This window comes from Neisseria dentiae (assembly GCF_014055005.1).
GTDB lineage: Bacteria > Pseudomonadota > Gammaproteobacteria > Burkholderiales > Neisseriaceae > Neisseria > Neisseria dentiae.
This window is the reverse complement of record NZ_CP059570.1, coordinates 2264601-2277615: the sequence shown is the minus strand read 5'-3', so window position 1 is coordinate 2277615 and position 13015 is coordinate 2264601. Positions and strand designations below refer to the sequence as shown.

13 protein-coding genes and 1 pseudogene are annotated in these 13015 nt (G+C 55.5%); 9 read left to right on the top strand and 5 right to left on the bottom strand.

What is annotated here, in order from left to right; all coding sequences use genetic code 11:
* Positions 1 to 234: 234 nt before the first annotated feature.
* On the bottom strand, positions 235 to 1239 hold the full coding sequence (locus H3L92_RS10620) for a quinone-dependent dihydroorotate dehydrogenase (RefSeq protein ID WP_085366956.1): 1005 nt from the start codon (positions 1237 to 1239) through the stop codon (positions 235 to 237).
* Between the two features lie 252 nt (positions 1240 to 1491).
* On the opposite strand from H3L92_RS10620, the gene H3L92_RS10615 reads away from it, so the two are divergent.
* The 4 genes from H3L92_RS10615 to H3L92_RS10600 all read left to right on the top strand — a co-directional run bounded on the left by H3L92_RS10615 (position 1492) and on the right by H3L92_RS10600 (position 4899).
* Positions 1492 to 2154: a histidine phosphatase family protein gene (locus H3L92_RS10615; RefSeq protein ID WP_085366955.1), complete on the top strand. Its 663-nt coding sequence runs from the start codon at positions 1492 to 1494 to the stop codon at positions 2152 to 2154.
* A 454-nt stretch (positions 2155 to 2608) separates the two neighbouring features.
* Positions 2609 to 3916, top strand: coding sequence for a YadA family autotransporter adhesin (locus H3L92_RS10610; RefSeq protein WP_085366954.1), 1308 nt, complete (start codon positions 2609 to 2611; stop codon positions 3914 to 3916).
* Positions 3917 to 3982: 66 nt separating this feature from the next.
* Positions 3983 to 4444 carry an outer membrane protein assembly factor BamE gene (locus tag H3L92_RS10605; RefSeq protein ID WP_085366953.1) on the top strand — a complete coding sequence of 154 codons (462 nt, stop codon included), beginning with the start codon at positions 3983 to 3985 and terminating at the stop codon, positions 4442 to 4444.
* 35 nt (positions 4445 to 4479) lie between these two features.
* A complete protein-coding gene (locus H3L92_RS10600) occupies positions 4480 to 4899 on the top strand; it encodes a L,D-transpeptidase (RefSeq protein ID WP_085366952.1) in 420 nt (139 codons plus the stop codon).
* A 138-nt stretch (positions 4900 to 5037) separates the two neighbouring features.
* On the opposite strand, the gene H3L92_RS10595 is transcribed toward H3L92_RS10600, so the two are convergent.
* A complete protein-coding gene (locus H3L92_RS10595; protein WP_085366951.1) occupies positions 5038 to 5841 on the bottom strand; it encodes a carbon-nitrogen hydrolase family protein in 804 nt (267 codons plus the stop codon).
* Positions 5842 to 5957: 116 nt separating this feature from the next.
* Here H3L92_RS10595 and H3L92_RS10590 point away from each other — a divergent pair, with 116 nt between their 5' ends.
* Together H3L92_RS10590 and H3L92_RS10585 are read left to right on the top strand one after the other, a co-directional pair.
* The gene (locus H3L92_RS10590) at positions 5958 to 6296 is read left to right on the top strand and encodes a porin (RefSeq protein WP_085366950.1); all 339 of its coding nucleotides are present in this window, start codon (positions 5958 to 5960) and stop codon (positions 6294 to 6296) included.
* Between the two features lie 216 nt (positions 6297 to 6512).
* Positions 6513 to 6839, top strand: coding sequence for a DUF4190 domain-containing protein (locus tag H3L92_RS10585; RefSeq protein WP_211276430.1), 327 nt, complete (start codon positions 6513 to 6515; stop codon positions 6837 to 6839).
* A gap of 205 nt (positions 6840 to 7044) precedes the next feature.
* Here the strand turns inward: H3L92_RS10585 and betA are convergent, their stop codons facing one another.
* The 3 genes and pseudogenes from betA to H3L92_RS13425 form a co-directional block, all read right to left on the bottom strand.
* Positions 7045 to 8739, bottom strand: a complete 1695-nt coding sequence (gene betA / locus H3L92_RS10580; RefSeq protein WP_085366949.1) for a choline dehydrogenase — start codon at positions 8737 to 8739, stop codon at positions 7045 to 7047.
* Positions 8740 to 8800: 61 nt separating this feature from the next.
* Positions 8801 to 10264 (bottom strand): betaine-aldehyde dehydrogenase, encoded by a 1464-nt coding sequence (gene betB, locus H3L92_RS10575; protein ID WP_085366948.1) that lies wholly within the window; start codon positions 10262 to 10264, stop codon positions 8801 to 8803.
* A 50-nt stretch (positions 10265 to 10314) separates the two neighbouring features.
* A pseudogene (locus tag H3L92_RS13425) lies at positions 10315 to 10539 on the bottom strand (lipoprotein signal peptidase).
* 79 nt (positions 10540 to 10618) lie between these two features.
* Between H3L92_RS13425 and H3L92_RS10570 the strand changes: the two are divergent.
* The 3 genes from H3L92_RS10570 to H3L92_RS10560 all read left to right on the top strand — a co-directional run bounded on the left by H3L92_RS10570 (position 10619) and on the right by H3L92_RS10560 (position 12894).
* Positions 10619 to 11302: a 2,3-diphosphoglycerate-dependent phosphoglycerate mutase gene (locus H3L92_RS10570; protein WP_085366961.1), complete on the top strand. Its 684-nt coding sequence runs from the start codon at positions 10619 to 10621 to the stop codon at positions 11300 to 11302.
* A 185-nt stretch (positions 11303 to 11487) separates the two neighbouring features.
* Positions 11488 to 12009 carry a PepSY domain-containing protein gene (locus H3L92_RS10565; RefSeq protein ID WP_085366947.1) on the top strand — a complete coding sequence of 174 codons (522 nt, stop codon included), beginning with the start codon at positions 11488 to 11490 and terminating at the stop codon, positions 12007 to 12009.
* A 210-nt stretch (positions 12010 to 12219) separates the two neighbouring features.
* On the top strand, positions 12220 to 12894 hold the full coding sequence (locus H3L92_RS10560; protein ID WP_085366946.1) for a response regulator transcription factor: 675 nt from the start codon (positions 12220 to 12222) through the stop codon (positions 12892 to 12894).
* The last annotated feature ends 121 nt before the right edge of the window (positions 12895 to 13015 follow it).

The following is a 13015-nucleotide window of genomic DNA, read 5'->3' as shown; positions in this document are numbered from 1 at the left end:
TAAAACGGCTTTTTTGCAAAGATATCAGGCCGTCTGAAAAATAAAAAAGAGCAGAAACGCAACGCTGCTCTTTTTTATTTTTCAGACGGCCTAAACGGATTTCGCAAAGGCCTCTGTCTGAGGCCTTTGCAGGCACGCTAGTATTTTAAAGCTCTGCGTCATACCCGGGCCAAGCCCGAGTATCTTTCTTGATTGTTTCTTAAAACCCGATGCTCAAGCGGTAATCCGATTGCCTTAAACGCAAGCCTTCAAACAATCGCGCACCAAATCCGGGCCGCGGAAAACCATGCCGCTGTAAAGCTGCACGGCGGCGGCGCCCAAGTGCATTTTTTCCGCCGCATCTTCCCCGCTGAGAATTCCGCCCACGCCGATAGCCGGCAGTTTGCCGTCGAGATGCCGCACCAATTGCAAGAGCACCAGATTGCTTTTTTCACGCACGGGCCGGCCGCTCAAGCCGCCTTGTTCGTCGGCCAGCGCATGGCTGCCGAGGGCGGTTTTATCGATGGTGGTGTTGGTGGCGATGATGCCGTCGATTTCGGTTTGCTCGGCGATATGGGCAATATCGGCGATTTGTGCTTCGCTTAAATCGGGGGCGATTTTCACCGCCAGCGGCACATAACGGTTATGCACGGCAGCCAGGCGCGACTGTTTGTTTTTCAAGGTGTAAAGCAGCCGGCTCAACTCATCGCCGCCCTGCAAATCGCGCAGGTTTTTGGTGTTGGGCGAAGAGATATTCACTGCGATATAACCCGCATAAGCGTATGCTTTTTCCAAACAAATCAAATAATCGTCGGCCGCTTTTTCAATGGGGGTATCGGCGTTTTTGCCGATATTGATGCCGAGAATGCCGTTATAGCGGCTGTTTTGGATGTTTTTCACCATCGCGTCGATGCCGTGGTTGTTGAACCCCATGCGGTTGATAACGGCTTCGTGTTCCGGCAGGCGGAACAGGCGCGGCTGCGGGTTGCCGCTTTGCGGGCGCGGCGTTACCGTGCCCACTTCGATAAAACCGAAGCCCAGCGTGGCCAGCGCGTCGATATATTCCCCGTTTTTATCCATGCCCGCAGCCAGTCCCACGGGGTTGGGCAAATCCAGGCCCATCAGGCGGGTAGGGCGGGTTTGGTTGTTTACCTTGGGCAGCAGGCCGAGCCGGTAGGCGGTGCCCAAAGCGGCCAAAGTGAAGTGGTGTGCTTTTTCAGGATCGGTTTTGAATAAAAAGGGGCGCAGAAAAGAATACATAATGAATAAGCCGCTTATATAGTGATAAAAAGTATGCAAACGTTAACCAATGGTTATTTTACCTGAACGGTTTTATTTCGGGCAGTATCGGGCAGGAGTTTGAGATAGCGCAAACACAACGGAAATAGCGGTGTCGGCCAAAGCATCGGACGCAATCGCCGCCGTTGCGCCGGCAGGCTTTGTATTAAAATTACAAAAGCTGGGGTCTGTGCAGCGCCGCGGGCCGTCTGAAAAGAAAATTTAAGGAAAAACATGGAAATCACGCTTTATTTGGTGCGCCACGGCAAAACCGTATTCAATGCGGTGGGCCGTTTGCAAGGTTGGAGCGATTCGCCGCTGATGCCGGAAGGCCGGGAGGCGGCGCTGGTGTTGGGCAACAGTTTGCGGCGCGAGGCGGTGTTTGACGCCGCATTTGCCAGCAGCAGCCCGCGCGCGCTGGAAACCGCACGGTTGGTTTTGCAGGCGGCGGGGCAGGCCGGGCTGCAAATCACCACATTGGAAGCATTGCGCGAATATTGTTTCGGCGGTTTTGAAGGCGAGAAAACGCAAACCGTGTATGAAATGGCGGCCGCCCATCAAGGCGGGGCCGATGTGGAAACCTGGCTGAACCGCTACCGCCACGGCACGCATAATATTTTGGCGGAAAGCGTCAGCGCCCTCGACCCTTTAAAGCTGGCGGAAACCGAGCGCCAGTTTGTCGGCCGTTTGCAAAAAGGAATGGCGCAACTGGTAGAAAGCGTGCCGGAGGGCGGCAACGTGCTGCTGGTTTCGCACGGAATGGCAATTACCGCGTTGCTGAAAAGCATAGATCCGACAGCGGTTCTATATAGGAGTGTAAAAAATGCAACAGTTTTGAAACTTCATTTCAACGGAGCCAAGTGGCGGATTTTAAGCGAAAATATTCAATATTCATAAATAAACAAATTGAATATTTCATAGATTAAGTTCAACCGATTTTCTTTTATTTAATGACTTATAAATAAAACAAATAAAAAAATGTATTCTTTATTGGTTAATTATTAAATTAATGTAAATTTAATTTTAAATTTAATTTAAAATGGTAAAGAAATAAAGATTGCATTATTATCTTTGGTTACTGTTTTTGTAAAAAATATATCCCGTATTGAGAAAAAGGGTAATAAAAACTGAGGTTTTCATTGTTAAATTTTACTTTGGTCAAATGCCGTTAAGTTATATTATTGAAATCAAGAAACGGATAAGGCCGCCCGGCAGTTTAGTTGGTTACGGTCTGGTTTCAGTAATTTTAACCGTATCGGAAAGCCGGTTCTGCAAACAAGCGGTATGCGGCTGTTTGCGGCCGAGTCAGATATAGGCTGGGACGATACTCTTTATTTATCGGGAGATAACCATGAACCGTAAAAATGTTCAAACCAATGTAAAACCCCGTCTGCTGGCTGCGTCTGTTGCCGCCGGTTTGATGACTATGGCTTCTGGTGCGTATGCCAATGTGGCTTATGTGGCCGGCACAACCAATAATGTCCAATATTTCAGCGTCGGTGATTCTGATATTGGTTCCGCAACCAAGCCGGTGGGTTCTCTGCCTGCTTCTACTAACAATAATAAGGACAGCCAAGGTGCAACAGGCCGTTACGCTGTTGCCATCGGTTACGGCCCGACTGCCACCAACCAAGGTTCGATTGCTATCGGCACAACCAGCACTTCCACCCAAAACGGCTCGGTTGCGTTGGGTGCGTTGTCTTCGGCTACCGGCACTTCGGCTACCGCTTTGGGTAACTTGGCTCAAGCTGTTTCTAACGCAGATACGGCTATCGGTCGCCGTGCCATTGCCAGCGGCGGTTCCAGCACCGCTTTGGGTCAGGAATCGAGAGCAACCGGCAACTATGCCAATGCCTTTGGCGGCGCGGCTACTGCAAGCGGCCAGCATTCTAATGCAATCGGCACGCGCTCTAACGCTTCCGCACAAAATGCCATTGCGTTCGGCACAAATGCAAACAGCTCGGCTGTAAACGCTGTTGCCATCGGTGCGACTTCACAAGCCAGCGGCGTGAACAGCGCGGCTTTGGGTGTTGCTTCAAAAGCCAGCGGAACACAAAGCGTTGCTTTGGGCCGCAATGCCAATGCTTCTTTGGATAACTCCGTTGCTTTGGGTGCCAACTCTACCACCACCGCTTATGTTTCCACCAATTCCGCAACCGTGGGCAATCTCACTTACGGCGGCTTCGCAGGCACTTCGCCGGTGGGTACCGTTAGCGTGGGTTCTTCAGGTGCCGAGCGCACGGTGAGCAATGTTGCCGCCGGCCGCATTAACGCCACCAGCACCGATGCCATCAACGGCAGCCAGTTGTACAGCGTGGCCCAACAGGTGAACACCAATACCACCAACATCACTAACTTGGGCGACCAAATCAACAATGTCAACAACAGCGTAAACAATGTTTACCAACACGTTGGCGATTTGGATAAAGACCTGCGCGCCGGTATCGCCGGTGCCACCGCCATCGGCTTTTTGCAACGCCCGAACGAAGCGGGCAAGAGCCTGGTGTCTGCCGCTGTGGGCGGTTACCGCAACCAACAGGCTTTGGCCGTGGGTTACGCGCACAACTCCGACAACAACAAATGGTCAACCAAATTCGGCGTGGGCGTGAACACCCGCAAAGATGTGAACTGGGGCGCAAGCTTGGGTTACCAGTGGTAATAACGGCAAAGGCCGTCTGAAAACGGCGGCCTTTCTCAAAGATTACATGATTGAAAGGAAATCATAATGAAACTGTCTGCATTGATTTTACCCGTAGCCGCCGCCCTTGCTCTGGCCGCCTGCGGTAACTTGAGCAAAGTAAGCAAAGAAGGCACCACCGACAGCCCCGTATGGCCGAACCCCGAAAAAACCACCTTCCGCCACAGCGGCAGCCAGCACGGTTCTTGGCCCAACTGGGACAACGTGCGCCAAATCGAAGCGGGTATGAACAAAGACCAGATCTACAACCTGATCGGCCGCCCGCACTTCAACGAAGGCCAATACTTCGTGCGCGAGTGGGACTACCTGTTCAACTACCGTGAAAACGGCGAACACAAAACCTGCCAATACAAAATCTTGTTCGACAAGAAAATGAACGCGCAAAGCTTCTTCTGGCTGCCCGAAGGCTGCGGCCCGAAAGAGAAAGAACCCGTTCGCGAAGTGATTGTCCGCGAAGTGCAAACTTCTCCGCAACGCATCCGCCAATAAGCAAGCGCACATTGGCATAACAAGCAGAAACTGTGATGAAAAAACTTGCAGTCATTGCCATGCTGCTCGGCCTGAGCTTCGCTGTTCAGGCCGGCAGCATTCAGCATTTGAAGAAACGCAAAGCGGTGGTTTATACCGACCGCGCCGAGCTGTGCCTCGAAAACAACCGCTGTTATCCCGTTTTAATCGGCAAAACCACGCCGAAGGGCACGTTTGACCTGAATATCGTGAAAACCACCCAGCGCGGCTACGGCGGCGATGTGATGAAGTTTAAAGACGACGGCGACTTTATGTTTGCCATCCACCGCGTGTGGACGTTAAAGCCCGAAGAGCGGCGCATGGAACGCATCGCGTCTTCCCGCGTGAAAGACCGTGTGATGACCAACGGCTGCATCAATGTAACCGACGATTTATACAACAAGCTGAAAGCCTATTTTGTGTTGGAAGTGGTTTGATTCATTTGCCAAGCATTTTGCGAAAGCAAAGGCCGTCTGAATATATTTTTCAGACGGCCTTTGTTTTTTAGCCGGTTTTTTGCAAAGGTTTCGGGCAGTTTAAAGTTTCTGTACCGCTCTTGGATCGAGTCTCCGCCTTTACAAACAACGGCGCGCCAACGCAGGCAGGCGCGTGCGCACGCTTTGCAGGCGGGCGGCATCGAGTTCTGCCATCACTATGCCTTCGCCTTCGGGCAAAACGTCGAGAATCTCGCCCCACGGGTCGATAATCATACTGTGGCCGAAGGTGCGCCGCCCGCTTTCGTGCGTGCCGCCCTGTGCCGAGGCAACCACATAACATTGGTTTTCAACGGCGCGGGTGCGCAGCAGCAGCTCCCAATGCGCTTTGCCGGTGGTGTAGGTGAAGGCGGCGGGCAGCATCATCACGTCGAACGGCAGTTGGGCGCGGAAAAATTCGGGAAAGCGCAAATCGTAACACACGCCGGCGGCCACATTGATGCCGTCGGCACTGAAATGCGGCACGCTTGCGCCCGCCAAGATGGTGTCGGCCTCGGCGTAGCGCTCGCCCAAGCCCGAATAGCCGAAGAGGTGTATTTTGTTGTAAGCGCCGATACATTCGCCGTTGCGGCCGTAAACCTGCATGGTGTTGAGCACCTTGCTTTTATCGGGACTTTGCAGCGGAACCGTGCCGCCGAAGAGCACCACGCCGTTTTGTTTGGCGGTTTCGCTTAAGGCCGTCTGAAAAGCCCCGCTGCCCAAAGGCTCGGCAACGGCCAGTTTGTCGGTGTCGCTAACGCCCATCAGCGGCCAGTATTCGGGCAGCAAAACCCAAGCGGCTCCGGCGGCGGCGGCTTTTTCCACCAGGCGCTGCATGGTGCGGATGTTTTCTTCGGGACGGGTGCCGGATACCATTTGAACGGCGGCGGCGCGTAGGGTGTGCATGGGGTTCTCCTGTTTCAGACGGCCTTGATACGGCCTGAATCTTTGCTTTCATTATGATTTATTTACCGCATATCTGTTACACTTTTTGCATTCGGTAACCCAATAACGGTGCAATCATGAACAGAACAACAGTTTGGCTGCTGGCATCGCTGCTGCCGGCGGTGGCGGCGGCGGAAGTGCGGCTTTACGGCAATATCCGCAGCGGCGTGGAAGTGTCGCAAACCAAAATCGGCGGCGAGCGCCACAGCCGCACTTCGGTAAGCGATTTCGGCAGCTATATCGGCTTGAGCGGTTCTCACCCGATAGGCGGGGGCGGAACCAATGCGGTGTGGAAATTCGAGCAGGATGCGCCGGCCGGCCGCAGCAGCGGTTCGATGCGTGATTATTTCCGCGAAAAGAAAGCGGGGGCGGGCTGCATATACCGGATTGAGCGGTGTGGCGAACCGTTTGCATGATTATGAAATATCAGGCCGTCTGAAAACTTTTCAGACGGCCTGAGTTGGTTTTACACGCCCATTTTTCTGTGGCTTTCTGTAACTTTCACTGTTTGAACTATTGGCCGACTTGGCAGTCTTAACCCCGATATACAGCGGCGGCGATGAAGTTTCAGCCGGCAGATGCCGTCTGAAAAGATTAAACCGCTGCAAAACCACTTGAATGGGAGGCACACGGTGTCTGAAAATCACCCCATGGCCGGCAATAATAAATCTGCCGGTTATGCGAACAGCACTAACGGTTGGGCGATAGTTAGTTTGGTTTTTGCGATTTTAGGCTGGACGTTCGTTTTGTTCGGCTTCGGCCAGCTTATAGCAGTGGTTGCCGGCCATATCGCCCGCCGCCAAATCAGTAGGCGCGGTCAGGCTGGGGACGGCATGGCGGTTGCCGGGTTGGTTTTAGGCTATATTCTTATTCTGCCTGTTTTGATGTTTCTGATTGTCGGCTTGATCGCACTGGTTGTTACGGGTAGTGCAGATGTCATTAACCAGCTTCGGCCTTAGCGTGTTGGAAAAGGTCTCGGCCTGAGACCTTTGCAAAATTCTTTTCGATGCCTTAAACACTTGCGTCATGCTCGGGCTTGACCCGAGCATCTTGTCGTTTTAAAGGGATAACAGATACTCGGGTCAAGCCCGAGTATGACGGTAGCTTTGGCAGGTGTATCGGCAGGCAGGCGGCATAGTCCGCCAAAATTTCAGCCTGCTTAATTCACGCGCTGCGTTTCGGCTCGCCGCGCACCGGTGCGCCGTTGGCAACGTAATAAGGTGCGTCGGACTTGGGCAGCGGGGTGCGGCCGCGGATTTTGTCGGCGATTTTCTCGGCCAGCATAATGGTGGTGGCGTTGAGGTTGCCGGTGATGATGTCGGGCATAATCGAGGCATCGACCACGCGCAAGCCGGTTATGCCGTGCACGCGGCCTTCGCCGTCGGTTACCGCGTCGCTGCCTTCGCCCATCGCGCAGGTGCAGGAAGGGTGGTAGGCGGTTTCGGCGTGGTTGCGCACATATTCGTCTAACTCGGCGTCGCTTTGCAGGTTTTCAGACGGCGTGATCGCCGCGCCGCGATAGCGGTCGAGCGCGGGCTGGTTCATGATTTCGCGGGTGATGCGGATGGCGGCACGGAATTCTTCCCAATCCTGCTCGTGGCTCATGTAGTTGAAGAGTATGCTCGGGTGTTCGGCGGGATTGGCCGATTTGAGTTTCACGCGGCCGCGGCTGGGCGAACGCATCGAGCCGACGTGCGCCTGAAAGCTGTGGGCTTTGCTGGCGTTGCGGCCGTCGTAGCGCACGGCGATGGGTAGAAAGTGGTATTGGATATTCGGCCAGGCGAATTTTTCGTGGCTGCGGATAAAGCCGCCGCCTTCAAAGTGGTTGGTAGCGCCCAGGCCGGTGCCGCAAAACAGCCATTCGGCGCCGATGGCGGGCTTGTTCCACCAGTTGGTTGCGGGGGCGATGGAAACCGGCTCTTTGCATTCGTATTGCATGTAAAGCTCGAGATGGTCTTGCAGGTTGTTGCCCACGCCGGGCAAATCGAGCACTTCGGCCACGCCCGCTTCTTTGAGCCATGCGCCGGGGCCGATGCCGCTGCGTTGCAGAATCTGCGGCGAGGCAATCGCGCCGGCGCACACAATCACTTCGCGCTGCGCTTCAACCGTTTTCAGACGGCCTTGGTGTTCGAAGCGCACGCCGCGTGCGCGTTTGCCGTCGAACAAAACCACATCGGTTAATGCGCCGGTGAGAATGGTGAGCCGTTCGCGGTGGCGCGCCATATCGAGATAACCGCGGGCGGTGGAGGCGCGGCGGCCGTTGGGGGTAACGAAGCGGTCCATCGGGCCGAAGCCTTCCTGTTGGTAGCCGTTCAAATCGTCGGTACGCGGGTAGCCGGCATCCGCGCCTGCCTGAATCATGGCTTCAAACAAGGGATTCACGCCTGCTTTGGCGGTGGTAACGTGTATCGGCCCGCTGCCGCCGTGATAGGCGTTTTCGCCTGCGTCGCGGTGTTCGGCCTTTTTGAAATAAGGCAGGCAGTCGGAATATGACCAATCGGCCAGGCCGGGCTTTTGCGCCCAATGGTCGAAATCGAGCGCGTTGCCGCGGATATAGCACATGCCGTTAATCAGCGACGAGCCGCCCAAACCTTTGCCGCGCCCGCAATCCATGATGCGGTTGTTCATAAACGGCTCGGGGTCGGTTTTATAGCCCCAGTTGTAGGTGGTGCCTTGCAGCGGCATCGCCAGCGCGGCGGGCATTTGGGTGCGGAAGTCGAGGCGGTAGTCGGGCAGGCCGGCTTCCAAGAGCAGCACGGACACGTTTTCGTCTTCGGTTAAGCGTGCCGCCAGCACATTGCCCGCGCTGCCCGCGCCGATGATGATGTAGTCGTAGGCGGGTTTTAATGATTTGGTCATGGATTATCCTTTGCTGTTTTCAGACGGCCTTTCGGTGTTTCAGGCTACTTTTCAGACGGCCTTAAAACACCGATTGGTAATCCCCCAATTCCACCAGCACCGATTTGGTTTGCGTGTAGTGCATCAGGGTCTGCACGCCGTTTTCGCGGCCGATGCCGGATTGTTTGTAACCGCCCACCGGCATTTGCGCGGGCGATTCGCCCCAGGCGTTGATCCAGCAGATGCCGGCCTGCAATTTGCCGATGATGCGGTGGGCGCGTTTGAGATCGGGCGACACCACGCCGGCGGCCAGCCCGTAGCCGGTGTTATTCGCACGCACCACCACTTCTTCTTCGGTGGTGTAGGCCAGAATGCTCATCACCGGGCCGAAGATTTCTTCGCGGCAGATGGTCATTTCGTCGGTGCAGTCGGTAAACACGGTGGGGGCGACATAGGCGCCGTTTGCCAGGCCGTTTTCTTGCAAACGGCCGCCGCCCGCAATCAGGCGCGCGCCTTCGCGTTTGCCTTGTTCGATGTAGGCGAGCACTTTTTCCATATGGGCAAAGCCGGCGAGCGGGCCGAAATTCACGTTTTCGTCGAGCGGGTTGCCGATTTTGATGCGCGCCACCCGTTCGAGCACGGCGGATTCGAAATCCGCTTTCAGCTTGGCGGGCACAAACACGCGCGTGCCGTTGGTGCACACTTGGCCGGAGCTGTAAAAATTCGCCATCAGCGCGATGTCGGCCGCCAAAGCCAAATCGGCGTCTTCGCAGATAATCAGCGGCGATTTGCCGCCCAGCTCCATGGTTACGTCTTTCAAAGAAGACGATGCGGCCTGCGCCATCACTTTTTTGCCGGTGGCCACGCCGCCGGTGAACGACACTTTGGCGATTTCGGGGTGTGTGCCCAAGGCTTCGCCCACGCGCCAATCGCCTTGAACCACGTTGAACACACCGTCGGGCAGGCCTGCTTCGGTGAAGATTTCCGCCAGTTTCAGCGCGCCCATCGGCGTGATTTCGCTGGGTTTGAACACCATCGCGTTGCCTGCGGCCAGTGCGGGCGCGGCTTTCCACATGGCGATTTGAATCGGGTAGTTCCATGCGCCGATGCCCGCCACCACGCCCAACGGCTCTTGACGCGTGTAGGCAAACGCGCTTTCGCGCAGCGGAATCTGGCGGCCTTCGACGGCTTGCGCCAAACCGGCGTAGTATTCGATGACGTCGGCGCCGGTAACGATGTCCACATACCGGGTTTCGCTCAAGGGTTTGCCGGTGTCGAGCGTTTCGATGCGCGCCAATTCGTCATTGCGTTCGCGCAGAATGGCTACGGCGTTTAACAAAATACGGCTGCGTTCCGCCGCCGTCATCGCCGCCCAAATTTTCTGCCCGGCCGCGGCAGAGGACACCGCCGCTTCGATTTCTTCGGCCGTGCTCTGCTGAACGAGGGCAAGGGTTTCGCCGTTGGCAGGGTTGGTATCGGCAAAGGTTTCGGCGGCGGGGTTTTCGGCGGCGTAGGCGCCGTTGATGTAGGCGGTGAGTGTGGGCATAGGCATCCTGATCCTTGATAGTAATATGAAAAAGGGTTTGATTTTTTAAGCTAACATATTTTCAGACGGCCTGCACGGCAAAAAGGTTCAGGCTGAGACCTTTGCAAAACCCCCAGATGCGGATGCAGTTCAAGGCGTAGCAGCGCAGCGAGCGCAGACATAACATGGAGTTAGGCAAGCGAGCGAGCAGCGCACAACGCAGAAATGCGCCGCAGATGGGGGTTTTGCAAAGGCCTCAAGGCCGTCTGAACGGGGCAGACTTTAATATCAGTCAAACCGGCGGCCGCTATGCGCAACGGCGGCGGCAAAATATGTTATAAAGCAGGTTTTCAAAACCCGTATTGGAGCAAGCACATGGAATTAGTATTTATCCGCCACGGACAAAGCGAATGGAACGCCAAAAACCTGTTTACCGGCTGGCGCGACGTGAAACTGAGCGAGCAGGGGCTGGCCGAGGCCGCCGCAGCGGGCAAAAAGCTGAAAGAGAAGGGTTATCTGTTTGACATCGCCTTCACTTCGGTGTTAACCCGCGCCATCAAAACCTGCAACATCGTGCTGGAAGAGAGCGACCAGCTGTGGGTGCCGCAAGTGAAAAGCTGGCGTTTGAACGAGCGCCACTACGGCCAGTTGCAGGGTTTGGATAAAAAACAAACCGCCGAAAAATACGGCGACGAGCAGGTGCACATTTGGCGCCGCAGCTACGATACCCTGCCGCCGCTGCTCGACCCGAGCGACGAATTTTCGGCCCACAACGACCGCCGCTACGCCAACCTGCCGGCCGACGTGGTGCCCGACGGCGAAAACCTGAAAGTTACCCTCGAGCGCGTGCTGCCTTTCTGGGAAGACCAAATCGCCCCCGCCATTTTGAGCGGAAAACGCGTGCTGGTGGCCGCCCACGGCAACTCGCTGCGCGCGCTGGCCAAACACATCGAAGGCATTTCCGACGACGACATCATGGGTCTGGAAATCCCCACCGGCCAGCCTTTGGTGTATAAGCTCGACGACAACCTGAAAGTGGTTGAGAAATTCTATCTGTAAGCCTGAGCGGCAATAAAGAAACAGGCCGTCTGAAAATATTGTTTTTCAGACGGCCTTTTCCTTTACACAATTTAAACCGCACCTAATTTTGGCATAAATATCGCACTCTACAATGCGCTGTATCGGAAGGCCGGCAACTGCGGATTCCATCTTTTTTATCTTGATATTTTTTTAGGAGTGCGATTATGAAAACACGCTTCAACACTTTGGCCGCCGCCGGCTTGGCTGCTTTGCTGGCTCTCAACAGTTATGCTTCGGCCGATAATGGCCGGCAGAAAACCGCCGCCGTGGCGCAAACCCAGGTAACGCCCGCGCAGGCCATTGCCGCCGCTCAGAAACAGGCCGGCGGCCAAGCCACCGAAATCCAATTGAAAGGCAAATACGGCACGCCCGTTTACCATGTGGAAGTGCGCAACGGCCAGCAGGAGCACACCGTTTATGTTGACGCCGCCAGCGGCAAAGTTGTCGGCAGCAAAGCCGAAACCGAATGGAAGCCCGCCCGCAAAGCCGCCGTGTCGCTGGAGCGCGCCATCCAAGCCGCCCAAAGCACCGTTCAAGGCCGCGTGATGGAAGCCGAGCGCGACAGCAACCGCGGCCAGCTGGTGTATAAGGTTGATATCCTCGGTGCCGACAATGTGCCGCACAAAGTGATTGTGGACGCCGACAGCGGCAAAGTGCTGAATTCTTTTGTGGATTACGACGACTAACCCGCAAACGGATACAATATGCAGAGGCCGTCTGAAACCCGCCGTGGTTTGATTTTTCAGACGGCCAACAACGGATAGAGTGAATCCACACTTCGGTACAAGGCAGCAAGCCGCAGCAACGCCGTAACGAAGTAAGTGGATTCACGCTATGCAACCCAATCATCAAGCCGCAGCGATGATTGGGTTTGCCGCCGTTAAAGGGAAAGAGCCATGAGGATTTTATTGGTAGAAGACGACAACATGATTGGCCGTGCGGTGGAAGGCAGCCTGAAAGACAGCCGCTACACCGTCGATTGGGTGCGCGACGGCAAAACCGCCGTCGATACGCTGGCCGCCCAGCCCTACGATGCCGTATTGCTCGATTTGGGGCTGCCCTACAAAGACGGCCTGCAAGTGCTGCAAGATATCCGCTCGCGCGGCCTGACCCTACCCGTTTTAATACTCACCGCCCGCGACGACATCACCAGCCGCCTGCAAGGCCTGGACAACGGCGCCGACGACTACATCATCAAACCTTTCGAAATGTCGGAAGTGCTCGCCCGCATCCGCGCCGTAATGCGCCGCACCGGCGGCAGCGCCGTCAACACGCTCGACAACGGCGTGCTCACGCTCGACCCCGCCACCTATTACGCCAAACGCCACGACAGCGGCGAAAACGTGCCGCTTTCCAACCGCGAATTCGCCATACTGCACGCGCTGATGCTGCACCCGGGCACCATACTTTCGCGCAGCGATTTGGAAGACAAAGTGTATGCCTGGGGCGAAGAACCCGAAAGCAACGCCATCGACTACCTGATTCACGCCCTGCGCAAAAAACTCGGCCACGACAGCATCAAAAACGTGCGCGGCGTCGGCTGGCTGGTGTCGAAAAAAAGCGAAAACTAACCGGCGCGGTTCCCGTTTGCTTTCAGACGGCCAAAAGCCTTTGCAAAAATATCGTGAGGCCGTCTGAACATACTTACCGGGACCTTGCAAAATTCTTGCTGACACCATAAAACACTTGCGT